Annotated in this window: 18 protein-coding genes; 2 read left to right on the top strand and 16 right to left on the bottom strand. The window is 34.0% G+C overall.

The genetic code is table 11. The annotated features are described in order from the left end of the window. Positions 1-44 precede the first annotated feature (44 nt). The 16 genes from EV143_RS02430 to EV143_RS02355 all read right to left on the bottom strand — a co-directional run bounded on the left by EV143_RS02430 (position 45) and on the right by EV143_RS02355 (position 20,474). On the bottom strand, positions 45-1,214 hold the full coding sequence (locus EV143_RS02430) for a beta-ketoacyl synthase N-terminal-like domain-containing protein (protein ID WP_133506393.1): 1,170 nt from the start codon (positions 1,212-1,214) through the stop codon (positions 45-47). A 63-nt stretch (positions 1,215-1,277) separates the two neighbouring features. Then, positions 1,278-2,549, bottom strand: coding sequence for an adenosylmethionine--8-amino-7-oxononanoate transaminase (gene bioA, locus EV143_RS02425; RefSeq protein WP_133506392.1), 1,272 nt, complete (start codon positions 2,547-2,549; stop codon positions 1,278-1,280). Between the two features lie 27 nt (positions 2,550-2,576). Further along, a complete protein-coding gene (bioD, locus tag EV143_RS02420) occupies positions 2,577-3,209 on the bottom strand; it encodes a dethiobiotin synthase (protein ID WP_133506391.1) in 633 nt (210 codons plus the stop codon). Between the two features lie 91 nt (positions 3,210-3,300). Further along, positions 3,301-4,437: an aminotransferase class I/II-fold pyridoxal phosphate-dependent enzyme gene (locus tag EV143_RS02415; RefSeq protein WP_133506390.1), complete on the bottom strand. Its 1,137-nt coding sequence runs from the start codon at positions 4,435-4,437 to the stop codon at positions 3,301-3,303. 78 nt (positions 4,438-4,515) lie between these two features. After that, a complete protein-coding gene (locus EV143_RS02410; protein WP_133506389.1) occupies positions 4,516-5,154 on the bottom strand; it encodes an NAD(P)-dependent oxidoreductase in 639 nt (212 codons plus the stop codon). 207 nt (positions 5,155-5,361) lie between these two features. After that, complete coding sequence (locus EV143_RS02405) at positions 5,362-5,643, bottom strand: F0F1 ATP synthase subunit epsilon (protein ID WP_133506388.1); 282 nt, start codon at positions 5,641-5,643, stop codon at positions 5,362-5,364. Between the two features lie 72 nt (positions 5,644-5,715). Next, positions 5,716-7,227, bottom strand: a complete 1,512-nt coding sequence (gene atpD, locus EV143_RS02400; protein WP_133506387.1) for a F0F1 ATP synthase subunit beta — start codon at positions 7,225-7,227, stop codon at positions 5,716-5,718. 232 nt (positions 7,228-7,459) lie between these two features. Continuing rightward, entirely contained in the window at positions 7,460-9,004 is a 1,545-nt protein-coding gene (locus EV143_RS02395; protein ID WP_133506386.1) for an SGNH/GDSL hydrolase family protein, read from the bottom strand. Positions 9,005-9,079: 75 nt separating this feature from the next. Then, positions 9,080-11,890 (bottom strand): TonB-dependent receptor, encoded by a 2,811-nt coding sequence (locus EV143_RS02390; RefSeq protein ID WP_133506385.1) that lies wholly within the window; start codon positions 11,888-11,890, stop codon positions 9,080-9,082. Between the two features lie 295 nt (positions 11,891-12,185). Next, positions 12,186-12,653 (bottom strand): tail fiber protein, encoded by a 468-nt coding sequence (locus tag EV143_RS02385; RefSeq protein ID WP_133506384.1) that lies wholly within the window; start codon positions 12,651-12,653, stop codon positions 12,186-12,188. Then, positions 12,604-13,056, bottom strand: a complete 453-nt coding sequence (locus EV143_RS02380; RefSeq protein WP_133506383.1) for a hypothetical protein — start codon at positions 13,054-13,056, stop codon at positions 12,604-12,606. Before EV143_RS02380 ends, EV143_RS02385 begins: the two co-directional genes overlap by 50 nt. Before the next feature lie 56 nt (positions 13,057-13,112). Next, positions 13,113-15,575, bottom strand: coding sequence for an FG-GAP-like repeat-containing protein (locus tag EV143_RS02375; protein WP_133506382.1), 2,463 nt, complete (start codon positions 15,573-15,575; stop codon positions 13,113-13,115). Positions 15,576-15,580: 5 nt separating this feature from the next. Beyond that, a complete protein-coding gene (locus EV143_RS02370) occupies positions 15,581-16,027 on the bottom strand; it encodes a T9SS type A sorting domain-containing protein (protein WP_133506381.1) in 447 nt (148 codons plus the stop codon). A gap of 141 nt (positions 16,028-16,168) precedes the next feature. Beyond that, positions 16,169-18,019: a glutamine--fructose-6-phosphate transaminase (isomerizing) gene (glmS, locus tag EV143_RS02365; RefSeq protein WP_133506380.1), complete on the bottom strand. Its 1,851-nt coding sequence runs from the start codon at positions 18,017-18,019 to the stop codon at positions 16,169-16,171. Positions 18,020-18,028: 9 nt separating this feature from the next. After that, positions 18,029-19,645 (bottom strand): DUF4270 domain-containing protein, encoded by a 1,617-nt coding sequence (locus EV143_RS02360; protein ID WP_133506379.1) that lies wholly within the window; start codon positions 19,643-19,645, stop codon positions 18,029-18,031. Between the two features lie 22 nt (positions 19,646-19,667). After that, on the bottom strand, positions 19,668-20,474 hold the full coding sequence (locus tag EV143_RS02355; protein WP_133506378.1) for a glycogen/starch synthase: 807 nt from the start codon (positions 20,472-20,474) through the stop codon (positions 19,668-19,670). Between the two features lie 78 nt (positions 20,475-20,552). Between EV143_RS02355 and panC the strand changes: the two genes are divergently transcribed. Both panC and panD read left to right on the top strand, forming a co-directional pair. Beyond that, positions 20,553-21,431 (top strand): pantoate--beta-alanine ligase, encoded by an 879-nt coding sequence (gene panC / locus EV143_RS02350; RefSeq protein WP_133506377.1) that lies wholly within the window; start codon positions 20,553-20,555, stop codon positions 21,429-21,431. A 14-nt stretch (positions 21,432-21,445) separates the two neighbouring features. Then, a complete protein-coding gene (gene panD / locus EV143_RS02345; RefSeq protein WP_017495920.1) occupies positions 21,446-21,796 on the top strand; it encodes an aspartate 1-decarboxylase in 351 nt (116 codons plus the stop codon). Positions 21,797-21,839 lie beyond the last annotated feature (43 nt).

The following is a 21,839-nucleotide window of genomic DNA, read 5'->3' as shown; positions in this document are numbered from 1 at the left end:
GTTTCGGAATGGATTTTTTTTTATAACTGCTATTTTATAAAGCGCTACGCCTTTTCAATCAAAATGCTAACTGCATTACCGCCAAAACCAACAGCGTTAATTAAAACTTTCCTAATTGGTTTTGTTTGGTTTTGTTTGTCTGAAAAAGGGACATCAATAAAAGTATCATTCTTCATCATCAAAAGAGCCAACTCAAGACTCAATATTCCAGATGCGCCAAAAGTATGCCCAATTTTCCATTTGTTGGTGGTTAAAAGAGGCAATTTAGATCCAAACACTTTTTCTATAGCTCGCAATTCTGTTAGATCCCCTTTTATAGTTCCTGGTGCATGCATTACGATTGCGTCAATATCTTCTAAATTTTCATCTTTTAAAGCCATTTTCATTGATTTCTGAAAACAGTCCGCTTCTGCAGAGATCGAAATATTATGTTCTAAAATTTCTGTTGCATAACCAACTCCGGTCACATAAGCAATTGCATTTTCTTTTTCACCAGCTTCTAAACAACAAACCGCAGCGCCTTCACCTAAAATCATAGTGTTTTGCGTTTTCTCAAAATCAAAAGCCAGATTTGGCCATGATTCCTTTGTTTGATCTATACGTGAATATATCTTTAAAGCACGCATTTGTGCAATTGTAAAATCGGTCAAAGGTGCTTCACTTCCTCCTACCAAAAACTTATCGGCCATTCCTGACTTCAACCAGGCAACTCCATTTAAAAGTGCATGAAGTGCAGTAGAACATGTGATAGAATGCGAAATTTCCGGACCTACACTTTGCAAATCATGTGCAATCCAAGATGAAATATTTCCTAAAGTTGTTGTTGGCGAAGCTAAAGTTTGTGCTTTTCCTGTATCAATGTATTCTTTATAATGCTTTTCGAATAAATCGGTTGCTCCTCTCGAAGATCCAATATTGATTCCGAAAACATTATCTGATTTCCAGCCTGCTTGTTGAACTGCTTTTCTGGAAGCTGCCAAAGCAAACAAAACCGAATCATCTAAAAACTTATATTTAATATCAGATTCCCGAACTTCAGCAACAATTTGTTTTGATTCAGCATCAAGCGAAGCTACAGAAGTTTCTTGTTGATCTAAAAATTGTCTGGAAAAACAATGTTGGTTATCAAGATATTTTTTCCAAACTGCATCAGGATTATTTCCTAAAGGAGAAATGGAAGAGAAAGCTGTTATAGAGATTTTTTGTGTATTCAAAATGTTTTATTTAACCGCAAAATTAACGAAGGTTTCGCAAAGGTCGCAAAGTGTTATAATTATTTAAACCATATCTATGGCTTCTTCAATAATAGAATATACTTTTTGAAGTTGTTCGTTGGTCATAATGTACGGAGGCAGAATGTAAACAATATTACCGACAGGTCTCAAAACAACTCCTTTTTCGATAAAGAAATTATAGAGTTTGTTACGCATTGATCCGTAATAACTTTCCTCAGAATCTGATTTGATTTCAACTGCAAAGATAACGCCTAATGTTCTGGCTGTAATTACTTTTGGATGATTTTCAATTTTCTTCTGAAAGTTTAAATGACTTGTATTTATTCTTTCAATATTATCCTGCATTTCCTGAGTCTGCAATAAATCGATACTTGCCAAAGCAGCCGCACAACCGGTTGGATTCGCCGTAAAAGTATGTCCGTGAAATAATGCTTTATTGATATCATCATCATAAAAAGCATCAAAAACTTCCTGAGTAAAAGTCGTAATCGCCATTGGGATTGTTCCTCCGGTTAATGCTTTCGACAAACAAATCATGTCAGGATCTTCTGCAACATAATCCATTGCGAAAGTTTTTCCTGTTTTACCAAAACCAGTCATTACTTCATCGGCAATAGTCAAGACTTTGTTTGCTGCACAAATCTGAATCAGTTTTGCTAAAGCTTCCGGTTCATACATAACCATTCCGGCCGCTCCTTGTACCAAAGGCTCAAAAATAAATCCGGCACAATTATGATTTTGAATTACATTTTTCAATGTATCAAAACTAACTTGCTCCTGCCCTTTTACCGGAACCGGAATTCTAACAACATCTATAAACATTCCCTGAAAAGCCTGTGTGTAAAATGAAATTCCGCTTGCTGCCATTGCTGCAAAAGTGTCTCCATGAAACGCATTTTCGAAAGCAATTATAGTGGTTCGTTTTTCATTTTTATTGAAAAAATATTGCAAAGCTACTTTTATCGCCACTTCAACCGCTGTTGAACCATTGTCAGAAAAGAAGATTTTCTGTTGATTTTTAGGCAGAATTTCAATTAACTTTTCCGCCACCTTTATCGCTGGTTCATGCGTAAAACCTCCAAACAAAACATGTTCTAAAGTGGTCAGCTGTTTATAAATAGCATCAGCAATAAATTTATTACTGTGCCCAAAAGGGTTTACCCACCAAGATGCAATTGCATCGATATATTCTTTTCCATTTTCATCCCAAAGCAATGCGCCTTCGCCTCTTGAAATAGCTATAGGAGTTTGTGCTGTTTTATGTTGCGTATACGGATGCCATAAGTACTGGCTGTCTTTTTCTGTTAAAGTCATCTGATATAATATTGTAGATTTCTGAATTTAGATTTTAGATTTCTCTATCGATAACAAATTATGTCGAAATAAATCAGCGTATTCTTTAATTACGTTTTGATCAAAATATGGTTCTTCATCAATTCTTCCAATGCACTTAATGTTCGTTTTATTGAGAATTAAATCTTCTGTTGATTTGTTTTCGCTTCCGCTGAAAATAATTCCTGCAACTTCAAAATCTCGATTTCGAATTGCTTCAATAGTCAATAAAGTATGATTGATACTTCCGAGATAATGTCTGGAAACAACAATAATTTTATAATCGGGCTGAATTAAATCAATAATGGAATCATTATCATTTAACGGAACAAATATTCCGCCTGCGCCTTCAATCACCAGATGATTTTCTGTTTTTGGCTCTTCAATTTGTTTTAAGTCGATAGTAATTCCATCAATTTCCGCTGCTAAATGTGGACTTGCTGGTGTGTTCAATTTATAACTATTCTCGAAAATTTTAGATTTACTATTCGAGATTTTAGATTTGATTTTATGACTGTCTGAATTGTCTAAATCTCCTGCTTGAACAGGTTTCCAATAATCTGCTTCTAAAGCTTCAACAACAATTGCCGAAGTTATGGTTTTACCAACATCGGTAGAAATACCGGTTATAAATAGTTTCATAAGCTTTGATTTCACAGACATACACAAAGCAAAAAAAAGATTACAAAGTCTGTGTAGCTTTGTGTTTCTTTGTGTATCTCTGTGTTAATAATTAAAACACAAAGTTACCTAATAACTCCAAAACCTGATTAATTTCTTCTTCTGAATTATAACTGTGAATACAAAATCGTAAACGTTCCTGTCCTTCCGGAACTGTTGGCGAAAGTATCGGTTTTACATCAAAACCTTTATCCTGAAGTTGTTGCGCTAATTGTTTTGCATTTTCATTACCTGGAATAATGGCTGATTGTATCGATGATTTGCTTCGGACAAACATTGGCTTTAATCCTAATAAATTTTTCTGCTGATTAAAAAATACAATATTTTTCCTCAATTTTTCGATAGTTTCTTTTTCGATTTCTAACTGCTGATATGCCGTTAAAATTGTTGAAACGGAATGTGGAGACAATCCTGTAGTATAAATAAAGCTTCGGGCAAAGTTTACTAAATATTCTTTCAATTCTAAGCTGCCTAAAATTGCAGCGCCATGACAACCCAAACCTTTTCCGAAAGTCATAATTCGTGCAAAAATTCTATTGTGCAATTGTAGATATTGTGTCAAACCTTCCCCTTTTTCTCCAAAAACACCTAAAGTATGTGCTTCATCAACGACCAGATAGCAATTGTATTTTTCAGAAAGCTGAACTAATTCTTCCAGATTCGGACTATCGCCATCCATAGAGAAAACTGTTTCAGTAACAATATAAATATTTGTGTCAGGAAATTTCAGAATCAACCGTTCTAAATCCTCAAAATCATTATGATTGAATTTATACGATTTAGCATTCGACATTACAATTCCGTCCCGAATTGAAGCATGACTTAATTCATCGTACAAAATAACATCGTTTCGTTGCGGTACAGCGCTAAAAAAGCCAACGTTGGCATCGTAACCCGAATTAAAAATTAAAGCAGATTCAGCCTCATGAAATTGCGCTATAAAAGTTTCTGTGATTTGATACAAAGAATGATTGCCTGAAATTAATCGGGAACCTGTTGCGCCATTTTGAATAATCTCATTTTCAATTAAATAATGATGTGCTAATTTAAAAACCGTTTCCGATTTCGAAAAGCCTATATAATCATTTGAAGAAAAATCGACAAGATTATTAAAACTTGGCAATTGTCTTAACGAATTATTCTGTTTTCTATTCTCGAGCTTTTGAATCAGGTTTTCTGGTAATTTCATAAAAGCAAAGTTATGAAATTGAAGTTAATATTATAGAAACAGCGGGTTTGTTATCGCCCGCTGTTTTTAATCTAATTTTTAAATCGCACTTATAAAAGGCGATTGTCTGCTAAATTTTGATTCGGTCATTTCCTGAATCATAAAATTTGCAATATCATATGCACTGATTTTATCTCCTAAACAATCTTCAAGATTTACTGCTAATTCAGAATTTGTATCTTTAAACTCAATAAAGGGAACACGGACTTGTGTCCAATTCACATTACTTTCTTCCAGTAAATTATATGCTTTTTGTCGGTCTTCCTGAATAATCGGGAAATTGGTTTTCATCCATTCCGTAGCCATTTGGGTTTTGGTACTTTTTTTATCAAATGGTGTATCAATGTTTAATCCAGCCAATAAAACATAGCGGTGGATTCCATATTCATTCATTACCTGCAAAATGTTCTTTGTCGCTAAACTTGCCACAAGCGGTTCGTCTTTGCGTTGTCCAACAGTAGTAATTACGGCATCACAATCCTGAAATGCTACTTTTATAGATTCGATATCAAGTGCATCGCCTTTGACAATTTCGATTTGCGAACTTTGAATGCAGAAATTCTCTGGATTTCTTAGCAAAAGTTTTATGCTAAATCCTTCTTTTAATAACTGGTTTACAAGATAATTTCCAGTTCTTCCGCCACCGCCTAAAACAGCGACTTTATTTATAATTTTCATATATTCTTTATAAAATTTGACATAAATGTTTTGCGCTTTATCAGGAAGATAAAGCGAAATAATAAAAGCTTACTGAGCTTTTATGATACCATCAATATTTTATAAAGAGATTCTAATACTTCAAAAGTAAAGAATAATCTTTAAAGTATGAAAATAAAAAAAGCCAGACATAACTGTCTGGCTTTTTAAACTTATTTTAGAATTGTCTTAGTCAACTAAAACAATAATTTTATTGTCTTTCATCTCGATAGTACCTGACTCAATTTCTAGTGTATAAGTCTGGTCGTTTACTTTCGTGAATTTACTCGCTACATCTTTAGAAAAATTAAAACTTGACGCTGCAATTTTAATAGTTCCTTTTTCTAGAATAGAAACAATAGGAGCATGGTGATTCAATATTTGAAAGCTTCCATCAACTCCAGGCAATGTAACTGAAGTTACTTCTCCTGAAAATAATTTTGCTTCTGGTGATACTATTTCTAAAATCATTTTTTTTGAGTTATGTTATAAGTTATGAGTTATAAGTGAGTAGAAACTTATAACTCATAATTCATAATTATATTAAGCTTCAGCCAACATTTTTTCTCCAGCTTCGATAGCATCCTGGATAGAACCTTTCAAGTTGAAAGCTGATTCCGGAAGGTGATCTAATTTACCGTCAATAATCATGTTGAATCCTTTGATAGTATCTTTAATATCAACCAAAACTCCAGGAATACCTGTAAATTGCTCCGCTACGTGGAAAGGTTGAGATAAGAAACGTTGTACACGACGTGCTCTGGATACTGATAATTTATCTTCTTCTGATAATTCTTCCATACCTAAGATCGCAATAATATCTTGCAATTGTTTGTATTTCTGAAGAATCTCTTTTACTCTTTGTGCACAATCATAATGCTCATTTCCTAAGATTTGAGGAGTCAAAATTCTTGAAGTAGAATCTAACGGGTCAACCGCTGGATAAATACCTAACTCTGCAATTTTACGAGACAATACCGTTGTTGCATCTAAGTGAGCAAACGTTGTTGCCGGCGCCGGGTCAGTTAAATCATCCGCAGGAACGTAAACCGCTTGCACAGATGTAATAGATCCTTTGTTTGTAGATGTAATACGCTCTTGCATAGCTCCCATCTCTGTTGCCAAAGTTGGTTGGTATCCTACTGCAGAAGGCATACGACCTAAAAGTGCTGATACTTCAGAACCTGCTTGTGTAAAACGGAAGATGTTATCAACGAAAAACAATACGTCTTTACCTTGATCTGTTCCGGCTCCATCACGGAAATACTCAGCGATAGATAATCCTGAAAGTGCTACACGAGCACGAGCTCCAGGAGGCTCATTCATTTGTCCGAAAACGAAAGTAGCTTTAGACTCTCTCATTCCTGGCATATCTACTTTAGATAAATCCCATCCTCCATTTTCCATAGAGTGCATGAAATCATCACCGTATTTAATAATTCCTGACTCTAACATCTCACGAAGCAAGTCATTTCCTTCACGTGTTCTCTCACCTACTCCTGCGAATACTGAAAGTCCACCGTGACCTTTTGCAATATTGTTGATCAACTCCTGAATCAATACTGTTTTACCAACACCAGCACCACCAAACAATCCAATTTTACCCCCTTTTGCATAAGGCTCAATTAAATCGATTACTTTAATACCTGTGAATAAAACTTCAGATGAAGTTGATAGATCTTCAAATTTAGGAGCTTGTCTGTGAATAGACAAACCGTTTTCTCCTGTTTTTGGCAAGTTTCCTAAACCATCAATTGCATCTCCAATTACATTGAATAATCTTCCATATACATCTGGACCGATTGGCATTTGGATTGGGTTCCCCGTTCCAACTACTTCATATCCTCTTGATAAACCATCTGTTGAGTCCATAGAAATGGTACGAACAGTGTTTTCTCCAATGTGAGATTGTACTTCAAGAACTAATAACGTTCCGTCTTTTTTTGTGATTTCTAATGAATCATAAATTTTTGGAAGTTCAACATCTTTACCGTTGAAAACAACGTCAACTACTGGTCCAATGATTTGAGCAACTTTTCCTATTACTTTTGACATTACTTATGTGTTTATTAAATAGCTATTTAGGTTTATCGAAAATACCTCTTTTTTCAGAGCGCAAAGATAATTTTTTAAAATATAAAATCAATATTTTTTTTATAAAAAATACTACGATTTTGTTCGATTCATAAAAGAACTGTCTTAAATATCTAAAACAGCAATTTTTTTATATAATTAAAAAAGCCACTACACTTTGAAGATGAGTGGCTTTTTGATAAAAATTTTAGTTTTATGGAAGTGTCATGGGATATTGAATTTGATAAGTGGCCAAATCAACGTGACGCAGCGTCGAACCGTATTTTGCATTTATGGCATCTATAAAAATATTAGCAATTAAGCCATATCCTCTTGGACTAGGGTGAACTCCATCTAGAGAAAAGGCACCACCGACAGCAAACGAAGATGTCATGGTAAAGTTGCCAAATTTAACACCAACAGTAGACAATTGTGTCATTATAGCTCTTGTATCAACAAATGCCAGACCTTTTTCTTTTGCTAAGGCTTCAATCGTGATATTATACGCATCTGTAGCTTTTTTAATTTCTGCTGCTTCTGTTGGAATAATAACATGCTTGTCCTGTAACGGATATGATATTCCAAACGCATTTAATGGCGCTGGCGGAGCAGAACCTATTCCGGAATCAGCAGCTGTAGGAGCGGCACCAATTGCAGATTGTGTCGTTAAAAGAATCAAGTCTGTTGCTTTAGCTTGTCTTGCCTGTCCGAAAACAGCACCGTAAAAAGCCGCTGTTTGTGCTCCTACTGAAGGAGTGAATGCCGCAGTTAATTGAGCAGACAGATTAGTCAGGCTTTCATCTTTTATCAACAAAGGATTTGAAGAAGTCTCAGACAATAAATTTATTCTATCACCAGCTCCTAGAGCTGTTAACACTTTATTTAACGGACCATATAATTGGGTATTAAGAAGATCTAGTTTACTTCCTAACAATTGAGGCGTAAGAGGATTGTAAGGAACAGTTGTAAAATGAGGCAAAGTTGTAATGTATGGTAAATTTGCCACTACTCCTTTTGCGCCGTTTGTTGTTAACGCTGTCAATAAAGAAGAATATACACTTGCAAACACCGTTGGATCAGTAATATCATTTCCTCCATAAGTTGCAGGATTCATATTACCGGTCTGATCTTTTCCAGTTCCTCCAGAAGTGGCGTAACTCAAAACATCATTCCCTCCAATAAACAAAGAGAAAAACGTAGGTGACTGCGCTAACGCATCTGCTAAAACTGTTGCGGATGGAGTACTTGCAAATCTCGCAAAATAAGGATTAGCCGCGCCTGACGCCACACCAGCAACATTACCATAATTGGCTGCAACTAAATGAAAACTTTTTGCCCCCGGAACTCCCATATTGTTAAACGGACCTGTAAGATGCGTTGTAACTTCTGTAGTTGGCGGGCCAGCTACAGGAACTGCAGTTCTTTGTGGTGTAAAATACAAACGAGTTCCCGCTATTATAGTACCACCTAGCAATAATCCTCCTTTATTATCATTCATATAGGGTATTGCAAAAGTACCACCTCCTGCTGCCGCAAACTGTTGCGCTAATATATTAGGATATCCGTTTTCCTGTCCTTTTTTGAAAAGTGCATTATCGCTATATCCTGCAGCAAAAGAATCACCAAGTGCCACATATTTTGTAAAAACTGCCGAACCAGGTGTTACAGGAACTTCTGCTGGCGTTGCATTATCTTCATCATTATTACATGCCATAAAGGTTAAAGAAACCAAGAACAGCCATTTTATATTTTTTTTCATGTTATTAACTTTTAAATTATTTAGTACTTCCTTATTAAAGAAGTAAATCCTTCACATTCAAATAATCTCTTTCATTTAAGGATTAATGATCCATGAAGCAAACCACATCTTACCAATTGCTCCCGCACCAATTACCTGAAGATAATCTTCTCCAAAAAGGTTTGTTGCTCCAACTTTAATAACCGATTTCAGTTTTGGAATACCATAATTAACCTGAGCATCAAGAACTGTGTTTTCCGGAATCATACCATCTCCAAAAGAAGATTGCCATAAATATTCTGTATTCCATCTTACGTTTACGTTAAATCCTAAATTTTTAGTTAGCTTAGAATTACCAAGAGACGCTTTAATTCTGTGTTTTGGAGTATTAAATCCTGCCACAAAACTTGGATCATCTGATTGGTCAAAATTAAACTGTGCATAATTATAGTTTACTCCAAGTTCAAAATCTTTATATACTTTTTTAGACAAACCAACTCCAAAACCTAATGATGTAATTTGAGCAGTAGTATTGGTATAAACCTGATAAACTCTTCTGTCACCAAAAGCTAATGCTTGATAACTTTTTAATACTTCAGGATCTGTAGTACCTGTTCCTACTGTTCCATAATAAGGAGAAATCACTCTAGACGTATTCATAAAATCATTGTAGATATTGTAGTATCCATTAATGTCTATTGATAAATCGTTTTGAACAACTGTACGATATCCAGCTTCAAATGCCTGTACTTGTTCTGGTTTTACTAATTGTACATTTGCTACTTTAAGATCTGCTATACTTCCAGATGCTCCAAAAGCCTGAACAGAAGCAAGTGTGTATGCATTTTCATATGCTTTACGACCAGACATTGGAAGTGTTGCTGGCTGCCCGCCGATAGTCTGACCTGAAGGACTAACACTTACAGTTTCCTGAAAACGATCTAAATTGTCAGCTGCTGAACCAATTAATGCAAATGGCCCTAAATCTAAACCAATGTATTGATCTTGTGTAGTCGGGTTACGAAAACCTGTTTGATAAGAAACCCTGAAGTTATGTCTTTTAGAAGCTCCTGCAGAATACACAAATGAAATTCTTGGTGAAAGATTTCCATCAAAATTCTGACTTTTATCGTAACGTATAGATCCGGTAAATTTCAATCTGTCATCCATCCATTTTTTTTGCAATTGTGCATAAGCACCATATTCTTTATACTCAATTGGACCATCATAATCTGTAAAGATTGTTCCTTCAGAATCCATTATATATTTTCTCCATGAACCTCCCACCTGAATTTCAGCAAATTTGATCAGGTCTCTGAAATTATAATTCACATCAGAATGATATAATTTTGAGTGATCTATAAATTTAGCTCCTTGTGTTAAATCCGGATTAGACACCACTGTTGCAAGAGCGCTTTTAAATTGAGCAGAACCCGGTTCGAATCTTGCTGATCGTGGAGCACCAGGATTAAGCGGATCAATATTTGGCACTAATGGCAAGTTTGGTGAAACATTATAATCTGCAAAATTTCTGGCATATACAGCAGCATCATTTGCATTAAGACCAAGCAATGCAGAAGATAACTGAAAAGCTGTTCCGTAATCTGTAAACCAGTTTTTATCTGATTTGGCCATTCTGTTAACATTCCATCCGGCAAATCTCATATCATAAGAATCTCCTGCATCCTCGCTTGTAAAATAAACTCTGGCAAAAAAGTTTTTACCTTTTACTTCCAATTTACCTTGCTGCATAAGAAAATCTTTCAACGCGTATCTGTTTGCACCCTGATAGATAGTACTTCCTGTACCAATTTTATATTGTAATATAATTTCTGTATCATCTGCCCAAGGTTTAAAATGTAAACCAAAATCAGCTTTCATACTTTTAACTTTATTATCCGTTAAATCTTGTTCCCGATATCCTGTTCTGCTTACTTGTCCAACATTTGGAATAGAAGTAGTAACCTCGTCACCATAAATATTTAATCCGTCATAATTTTGATTCATTTCATGTCCTATAGAACCGCCAGTCATACTTCTTTTATCAGCAGCGATCCATTCTGACGCTTCCATATAAGTGAAGTTTGCTTTCATTGCAAAGTGTTTAGTAAACGCTTTTGCTGCTCTTATTCCAAAATCATTATAATCATTTGTTCCTGCCGCATCCTGACTTGTTTGTCCATATTTGTAATAAACACTAATGCCTTCGTTTGCAAACGGACTCTTACTATTCATAAACATAATACCATTAAAAGCATTCGCACCATAAAGTGCAGAAGATGCTCCTGGCAAAAGCTCAACATTTGCTACGTCAATATCCGAAATACCAATTAAGTTTCCTAAAACAAAGTTTAAGGCAGGAGATGAATTATCCATACCGTCTACCAATTGCATAAAACGAGTATTAGCAATTGTGGCAAAACCTCTTGTATTTATAGATTTAAAAGAAATACTGCTTGTATTAAAGTTTACTTCTTTTAAATTTTCTAAACCATCATAAAAAGTTGCTGCGGTTGTATTTTTAATTTCCTGAATTCCCATTCTTTCAATTGTAACAGGAGATTCAATAACCCTTTCCGGAGTTCTAGAAGCAGAAACTACGATTTCATCTAATTTAGTTTCTTCATCTTTTAAAACTACATCAACTATTTGACTTAGTGATGTAACATTAATTGTTTTAGATTCAAATCCTACTGCAGAAATTTTAATTGTAAAAGGTGGTTTAGCAGAAGTATTAAGTTTAAATGTACCATCAAAATCAGTAGAAGTTCCTGTTGAACTTCCTACTACATTAATATTGGCACCGGGAATAGATTGTTTGTTACTATCGGTAACAGAACCGGTAACTGTATTCTGCGCGAAGGAAATTCCGCAGAAAAACAACATAATTAGCAAATACACTCTCATTTGGTCTTTTTTTGGTTAGTTTATGTAGCCAAAATACAAATAATTTTAGTATTAATAAAAAAATGTTAAAAAAAATTAATATAACACATCTTTTTGCCACAATTTTAACTTTTCCATATTCTGTTTTGTTAAATTAACAGCAACAACAATGCTTACCAAAACTGAAATAGTATGCATACATATAAAAATTAAGAAAAAAATTGAGGATTTAATAAAAATACATCGTTGTAGAAAAATATTTGGCAAATAAAAAAAGCGAGACTTAAATCTCGCTTTTTTAACATAAGCTGTTTTATTACTTTAGTGAAGCTCTTTCTACTTTTTCTAATCGGCTTTTCAAATCTATAATTTGTTTGTTCTGTTCGATCATGTAGAGTGTGATTTCTTCCATCTTTTTAAGTAAGCTTAAATTCATTTCTGCCAACATTAAACCGTCTTTTTCGATTTCTGTAGCCGATGGAATTTCAGGCAAGTGATTATTTTGTTTAATATAATTTTCAATTTCCTGCAGTGATTTTAGTTTATAATTGTTAGCAAAAACATAATCAGGAACCAATCCTGCATTAATTGTTACTTTTACTTCCTGAGCATGAATGTTTCCGGCTACTGTAAGTTTTGAAGTTGGGTTTGTTGTGCCGATGCCTACATTACCATTTGTTAAGATAGACATTTTTACATTGTAATTAGTTATTAAATGCAATGAATGATTACTTTCAGTACCCACAAATCCACCCCCACCATACCCATCCTTCATTGTGCGCAAAAATACCAACTTTATATAAGGTATTTTCCGAAGTTGCTAAAATTTTAGAATGATGAATTCCAGCGACATCTAACACTCTGCCCCAGCCTTGATCATTCGATGGATTACTTACTCCAATCCCAAGATTACCTGATATATAATTTGTCCCAATTCCACCAATTTTTAAATTTCCTGAAGTTTCAACATCGCTTTTAGAGTCTAAAAGATACCGCCAGCTTTCCCAGGTATGCTGATCATAAAAAGCAGACCTATAAAGTATTCTTGAACCATTCCACGTACTGTCGAAATAGAGTTGGGAAATTAAGTGCCCCTCTTGACCACTTATTTCTAGTAGTGACCCAAAATCAGAGGGAGCATTTAAACTATGATCTCCATTGTAATTATCCCATAACTTAATAGACATCGGATCGACTCCTACTCTTGGGGGGCTATTAAAATCTTTTTGTTCTTTTGCCCACTTTAAACTTTTAGATCAATCGTAATATCAAAATCAGGATAATTCGCGATTTCTTTACTTGGCTTATAAATAGTAGTATTTTGATACGTATTCGCAAACTTCGAATCTAACGGAATATAAGTAATGGCTTCCTGTACGCCGTTGCCTGTTGTAATATTTGTTAATAAATTACCCTTTTTGTAATCGTAGCCTGAATTGAAAAAATGAATGTTATTTTGATTAAAAAAAGCGATTTCGAGTGTCGAATTGACTTTATTTGCAGCGCTATTTGAACTGCTCAAAGACTGAGGTAAAAATACCGGAAGGGCATAAATGTTAATGTCACTTTTTGTTCCTGTTGAACTAATTGTTGCTTTAGAAGTAAAATCACTATTTATATTTGGATAGCATAATACACTTATGTACCCTCCATTTTTATCTCCGTAATTTAAGGAGCTTATTAAATCTGCCTTGCCATCATTATTATAGTCTGTGGCAAAATAATTATATGTATAATTTGATTCATTTTTATTAAAAACCGATACATAAGTTTTCTCTTCTTTTATCAAGGTAGTTCCTGTCGAAGTATATTTATACCATTCTGATGAACCGTATTTCTTTGGAATCATAAAATCAGATTTCCCATCTCCATTATAATCGCCAATTAAAATAGGCATATTAGTTGTTAAATAAGGATACTCACTTGGTGCAATTAAAGTATAATCAATAGCATTTGTATTATACAAAATGACAAGTTTGTTTTCTCTGTTTAACGAATAAATAGTTAAAATGCCCGAGTCGAATACAAACAAATCAGATTTACCATCACCATTAAAATCAGCAACCTCTACTCTCGCAGATCTTGACAAGGGAGCAGTTAACTGCCCTGGTAATGTTAAATAGTTTGTAAAATTATCTCTTTTTAAATCTATAAAATAGGTTTGTGTACCTGAAACAATATTTTCATTAAGAGATTGGTCAAAAATCAAAATATCGGTTAACCCGTCTCCATTAAAATCGCCTGACACTATTTTTTTTGTAACAAAATTTTTTGGAATAGTAATAACCCGGTCATAATGCTTCTTTATATGAGAACTTCCAAGTAAATTTATCATACCATAAGCTGAAAAAGTATATTCGGAGCCTATTTTTTTTGCAACCACCCAGCCTTGCGGCAAAATTTTATTATCAGAACTTAAAAAAGTAGCTGCAAAGATGTCCTCAAAAGCACCTACCTTATGTTCTAATCCCATATTAGGATTATTTCCCGATTGAATATCAGCATATAACCAATATTTTGCTTTAGCATCGGCTCCAAGTGTTGGGTAAACCAGGCAATCCATTTTACCATCGCCATCAAAATCCCCAGAAATAGCCCCAACATTTAATGAATTTATATTTCCTATATTTAATTTAGTCTCAATGTTTATATATTTTATTTCCTCAGAAGTCATGTCATAATCAAAAAGAGTTGGATTATAACTCTTTGTTCCATCTCCACTTGTTTCTGTTATTTTATTTATACGATCTACTGCTAAATACGAAAAACTGTAATTTCTAAAACCTATTCCGTTTGTAGTCGTTTTTATTTCTTTAAGCCTTTTACCTCTTATAACATTTTGCCCTCCAACATAACTATTTGCAGGAACAGCCCTGTCTTCATAAATAAATTTTACATCATTAGGAGAAACATTACTACCTAAAGCTCCATATTTGACACTATCAATATATAAAGTATTATTTAACAATATATAACTATAATTAATTCTAACCCCTTGGGCATTTTCATAATATAAAATTGACCATTCCATAATTGATCTGGAATTTGTTGAATTGCCATAATATGCTTTAGATCCCTCCGGGTATTCTACTAAAAAATAAGCTGGACCATAATTTGCGCCAAAAGGTGAAACTCCATAAGAAGTAATCCTAATATTCGAAAAATATTCAGTTTCATAAACTGTTTTGTCCGAGCCATAAACTCCCGATGTTCCGCTTTTTACTATTAGTCTTTGCCCATCTAGTGCAAACCGGTCTAATACATTAAAATCTACCGGATCTATTACTCCATCATGAAATTTAGCAGCTGGTATTCTGGTTATGGAGGAAATTCCTGAAATATCCCAACCACGTGCAGCTGTACCACTTAGCCCGTTTTGGCTATTGTAAGTTATATTAATTTGAGGCTCAACATTATTTACACCTTTGGGTACCGCAATAGGAATTGTATAATTTGCATTTCCATTTAATGAAACCGATAATTCGCCTTGTGTAATACCTACTTCTGCAGAAGTGCCTGTTGGAGCATTTGTAGCACCCATTACCGCAGATAAAAGTGTTTTATTGGTTATAGTGTTAATTGGATCATTACTAGGAATTCTTTTTATAATGGTTGTTTCACTAACAATTTCTCCTTCGGTAGAAGTCTGCGCCGAAACCAAAAAACCAAACAATAAAAAAATCAGGGTAAAGTAAATATTCTTCATGTCGCTTATTGTTTGATGATTTTAATCGATTTCTCTCCTCCCTCTTTGTAAGACATCAAAACGATATAGATTCCTGAAGGATAATTTTGAAAAGGTATCGTAAGATTATTATCCTGAAGATTTTGCTGATAAGTTCTTAAAATCTGACCTGTTACTGAATATAAGTGTATTGAAGTGACGTAATTCTCATTTATCAATTGCCATTGCAAATACAGTTCTTCACGTACCGGATTCGGGTAATAGGAGATGAAGTCTTTTTCTGAAAACTGTAATAAATCATCTTGCGTAATAGCCTCGATTTCTTTTACCTCTTTGACTGCTTTTGAGACGCAGTTAATACAAAGAATTCGGCTGATTTGATTTCCTGCTACATCATAACTAAAGCTTAGTTTGGCTTGTGCATTTGCTGTGAAGCAAAATAAAAGGAAAAGGATCGGAATATATTTTTTCATAAGGCGTGCATTTAATACATTTCTTACAAATATATAATCATAAACTAATACTTACAAATATTTTGTTAACAAAAAATAAAAATATCATAAAAAAAGCGAGACCTAAATCTCGCTTTTTTAACATTAATATATTTTAAGTATTTATTCTACTGTAACAGACTTTGCTAAGTTACGCGGTTGGTCTACGTTACAACCTCTCATGACAGCAATATAATATGAAAGTAATTGCAATGGTATGGTTGTAATTAATGGAGATAAAGCATCTGAAGTTTCTGGAATCTCAATTACATAATCTGCTAATTCACGAACTTGTGTGTCGCCTTTAGTAACTACCGCGATAATTTTACCGCTTCTTGATTTTATTTCCTGAATGTTACTTACAATCTTATCATAGTGACCTTGTTTTGGTGCAATTACAATAACTGGCATGTGCTCATCAATTAAAGCGATTGGACCGTGTTTCATTTCTGCTGCAGGATAACCTTCGGCATGAATATATGAGATCTCTTTCAGTTTTAATGCACCTTCAAGAGCAACCGGGAAATTATAACCACGTCCCAGATACAAACAATTTGGAGCATCTTTAAAAATTGCTGCAATTTCTTTAGCTCTGTCGTTTGTTTGTAATGCCTCTGCTACTTTTTCAGGAATTATTTCTAATTCTTGCAAGTAAGTATGATAATCTGTGTTTGATAACGTTCCTTTAGCTTTACCTAATCGCAACGCGATCATAGTTAAAACTGTAATTTGAGTTGTAAAAGCTTTTGTTGAAGCAACCCCGATTTCAGGCCCTGCGTGCGTATAAGCTCCAGCATGACTTTCTCTAGAAATAGAAGAACCCACTACATTACAAACCCCAAAAACGAAAGCTCCGTTTTCTTTGGCCAATTTTATAGCAGCCATTGTATCTGCCGTTTCTCCAGATTGAGAAATAGCGATTACAACATCGTCTTTATTAATAATTGGGTTTCTGTATCTAAATTCAGAAGCATATTCCACTTCAACGGGAATACGGGTAAATTCTTCAAAAATATATTCTGCTACTAAACCTGCGTGCCATGAAGTACCACAAGCCACGATCAAAATACGTTTTGCGTTTAAGAATTTCTCTAAATTATCCTCAACACCAGCCATCTGAACAATTCCTTCATTAGCATGAAGCCTACCTCTGTAAGTATCTTTAATTACACTTGGCTGTTCGTAGATCTCTTTTAACATGAAATGATCATAACCACCTTTTTCAATTTGCTCCAAATTCATTTGAAGTTCCTGAATGTAAGGATCAACTAAAGTGTCATCTTTTATTTTTCTAACTTTAAGAGGCTTGTGCAATCTTATGTTTGCCATTTCACCATCTTCCAAGTAAATAGCATTTGAAGTATATTCGATAAATGGCGAAGCATCAGAAGCAATAAAAAACTCTCCTTCTCCAACACCAATAGCCAACGGACTACCTAATCTTGCCGCAACAATTTCATTCGGGTTTTTTTTATCAAAAACCGCGATTGCATATGCTCCAACAACTTGATTTAAAGCAATCTGAACTGCTTTTCCAAGTTTTATGTTTTCATTTTTCTGAACTTCTTCTATTAAGTTAACTAAAACTTCAGTATCAGTATCAGATTTAAAAGTGTAACCTCTTTTTATTAATTCTTCTTTTAATGGAGCATAATTCTCAATAATACCATTGTGAATTATTACCAATTCACCCGAATTAGAAAGATGCGGATGAGAGTTTACATCATTTGGAACTCCGTGAGTAGCCCAACGAGTGTGGCCAATTCCTATAGTTCCGTTCGTAGTAAAATTATCTTTTGCTTTGGCCTCAAGATCTGAAACCTTACCTTTTGTTTTACAAAGCTTTATTCCTGCTTCAGTATCATATAGCATAACACCGGCACTGTCATATCCTCTGTACTCAAGTCGCTTTAATCCCTTTATAATAATAGGGTAAGCTTCTCTATGTCCGATATATCCAACAATTCCACACATATATATTTATTAATTTGGTTTCGTGTAGTAAATTTCAAGCTGAAGCCTTTTAGCATAATTAGCATCTCCTGAAGGAATATTGTTTCCAAACAATACTGTTCCTAATGGATTCAAAACTGTCGCTCTAGGCGCTTCTGAAATAACGCTGTTTTTTAATTTTAATTTGTTTGATGCAACAACATTTATATCATCAACAACAACCAAGCCTAATCTTACATTTTTTGCAGTAGCATCTTTTATAAGATTTCGGATATGACTCGTTAATCTAATTTTATAAGTAGTTCCTCTTTTTGTAGTTGCATCGACATTTATTATACCTCCGTAAATAACTTTTATCATTCTCGGATCAGATGTAATGCTTGAACTTCCATCAGCAGCATAATCTATAATAGGAGCATTATTATCTAAATCATATAGATAAACTCTTTTTGGCTCTTTTGCTTGCAAATTATCCGCGCCTTTTACAGCCATTTTTTCAGCATCAATATGAAAAACCAAATTAGCTTCATTCACCTTCCAGTTATTATCTCTAATTGCTTGTAATTTAGAAGCAAAATCTTTAAGTTCTAAAACCGCTAAAGATCCTTGTCCTCCTTTTAAATAAAGTCTATCGTCTCCAGTTGAAATAGGATGCTGTATTGCATTAAGATAAGTTGGTTCCTTAACATCATTAAGCAAGCTAGCTGTGCTTCCAGTTAGATTTATTACTAAAGTCCTATCATCTTTTACAGTTTCTGCATCGGTTGTAATATCGGTTTTAGCCTTATACTTAATTGTAATTTTACCTTGGGCAAAATTAAGCAAAGCCATATTGCTTGGGCTACTACCTGATTTTTCTACCTTAAAGTATAACCCTCTAAAATACTCCTGAAAAACATCTGCAGTCGCGAGTTTTGTTGCAGAGGCACTTAAGATTTTAGTTTGAAAAAATGCTTTATCTAAATTCAAACGCATTTCAGGAGCTACTCTAGTAATAATATCTTTGCCATCAGTACCTTTTGTTACATCAGTAATTTCACTAGAATTAAAAAAGAATTCATCATTTTCTAATACGCCTCCGTTATTCAATCTATTTCCAACTTTTTTTGTGTCAAAATTAACATCATCAGAATTAGTAGCCTGATCTGTATAATATAATTGAGCCACCTGTGTTCCATTTTCAAAAGAAGAAGCGCGCATCTGAATACCTGACTCGTAAACACTTAGTTTAAATTTTCCTTCCGGTGCTCCATAAATAGAATCTAATGCGTAAGTAGTTAAGCCGTCAGTACTTACACTTGTTGCATGACTAAAATACGGAACGCTAAGCAAGACACTTTCTATAACAGGTTCATCACCAATAGATGGTGCGTAACTGGCAAGTGCAACTTGTGTAGCAAAATTTCCAGTAGTCGTTCCTAAAACTGGATTATCATAAATTCCCAGAGCATTAACTATTAAGGAATTTGACTGAATAGGAGTTATTTCCTGGTTGTATGCAACAACATCATATTTTTCTGGTTCTAACCCGAAATGATCATCCCCGATCAAATTATCACCGATGGCGTTAAAATCTTTATCGCAAGAATATAAAAGAACAACTGTAGCAGCTAATAGAATTTTCTTAATAAAAGAAGTATTGTACATGTTTAATAATAAAGTTAAAATTTTAAAGACCCATCGTTTTATAGAAATTTGTATACGCCTCTGCGAATGCATCTTTCGTGGCGAAAGGTAAAAAAGGTTTTCCTGAAGATTCTATAAATTTTGTTAAACTTGGCGATACGTTTTCAGATGCAATAATTACAGCATCAGAATGTAAGATACTGGCTTTAAGAACATTTTCATAATTTGGGATTTCCAAATCAGCAATTGCTTCATGAGGAACTCCATCAAATTTTACCTTGTTTATCATTTCTAAATCTAAATTTTCATCAAAAGATTGACCATATACTGAGGTTACAATTTTAGTTTCAGAAAATAAAGCTTCATTTTTATAGTAATGCTTCATGTAAATTGGCAGCATTGCAGCCAGCCAACCGTGCACGTGAATTATATCCGGAACCCAGTTTAATTTCTTTACTGTTTCTACAACGCCTTTAGCAAAAAATATAGCACGCTCGTCATTATCGGGATACAATGCTCCTTCTTCGTCAGCAAAAGTTGCTTTACGTTTAAAATATTCATCATTATCAATAAAATAGACCTGGATTCTTTCTTTGGGAATTGAAGCTACCTTGATAATCAATGGCATATCTAAATCATTCACTACCAAATTCATTCCTGAAAGTCTTATTACTTCGTGTAACTGATGTCTTCTTTCGTTGATATTTCCATATCTTGGCATGAAAATTCTTATCTGACCGCCTTGATCATTAATCATTTTCGGAACGTCATAAGACATTAAAGAAACCTCATTTTCAGCCAAATAAGGCACGACTTCAGATGATACATATAATATCCTCTTATCTTTCATAATAGTATTTTACTTAATTTTTGGTAATAAAAACGTTGCAAAATTACAAAAATTTATGCAGTTTATAACTAATATATTATGTTTGCACTAAATTTTAATAATACCAACATGCATATTTTCTACGGTAAAGTAGCTTTGATAGCTTATTTAAAAACTATCAAAACCACAAATTCGACCATCGGGTTTGTACCAACAATGGGCGCTTTACACCAAGGGCATCTGGCTTTAATGCAACGATCTCTTAGAGAAAACGACGATACTGTAGTTAGTATTTTCGTAAATCCAACTCAATTTAACAATCCTGAAGATTTAGCTAAATATCCTAGAACCTTGGAGGAAGATGTTAAAAAAATGCGTATTTTAAACGATAAAATCATATTATACGCTCCATCTGTAGAAGATATTTACGAAGGAAACACTGTTTCACAGGATTTTGATTTTGACGGACTAGAAAATCAAATGGAAGGAAAATTCAGACCCGGACACTTTAATGGTGTTGGCACGATCGTAAAAAGGCTATTTGAAATCGTAACTCCAACAAATGCTTATTTTGGAGAAAAAGATTTTCAGCAATTGCAGATTGTTAAAAAAATGGTCGAAAAAAATCATTTGCCTGTAAACGTGGTTGGCTGTCCTATTTTTAGAGAAGACAACCAACTAGCTATGAGTTCTAGAAATGAGCGTCTGACTGTCGAAGAACGCAAAGAAGCTTCGATTATTTATAAAACTTTAACCGAAGCAAAAGAAATATTCAAAACAAAAAGCCCTCAGGAAACTATTGAATTTGTAGAAAATTCTTTCAAAGACAATGAAAGATTTGACCTCGAATATTTTGTTATTGCTGACGAATCTACATTATTACCTATCGATCATAAAAGTAAAGACAAAAATTATCGTGCATTTATAGCGGTATTTGTTAATTCTATAAGACTGATTGATACCATTTCATTAAATTAATTTACCTTTGCAACATGCAAATTCAAGTTATAAAATCAAAAATTCATCGAGTTAAGGTAACTGGTGCCGATTTAAATTATATTGGCAGTATTACTATTGATGAAACTCTACTGGAAGCTTCAAACATTATTGAAGGCGAAAAAGTAGCTATTGTAAACATTAATAATGGCGAGCGTTTTGAAACTTATGCTATTAAAGGAGAAAAAAATTCAGGTGAAATTACACTGAATGGTCCTGCAGCGAGAAAGGTTCAAAAAGACGATATTATTATTATCATTTCATATGCAACCCTGGAATTTGAAGAAGCAAAAACCTTCAAACCGTGGATCATTTTCCCAAATGAAAACGATAATTCGCTAACCTAAGTTTTTCTTTTACACTTTACCTTCTTTTTATTTGACAAAATTA

It is taken from the genome of Flavobacterium chryseum, from assembly GCF_004362015.1.
Taxonomy (GTDB): Bacteria; Bacteroidota; Bacteroidia; order Flavobacteriales; family Flavobacteriaceae; genus Flavobacterium.
The sequence above is the reverse complement of the archived record's forward strand: the minus strand, read 5'-3'. Positions and strand labels throughout refer to the sequence as shown.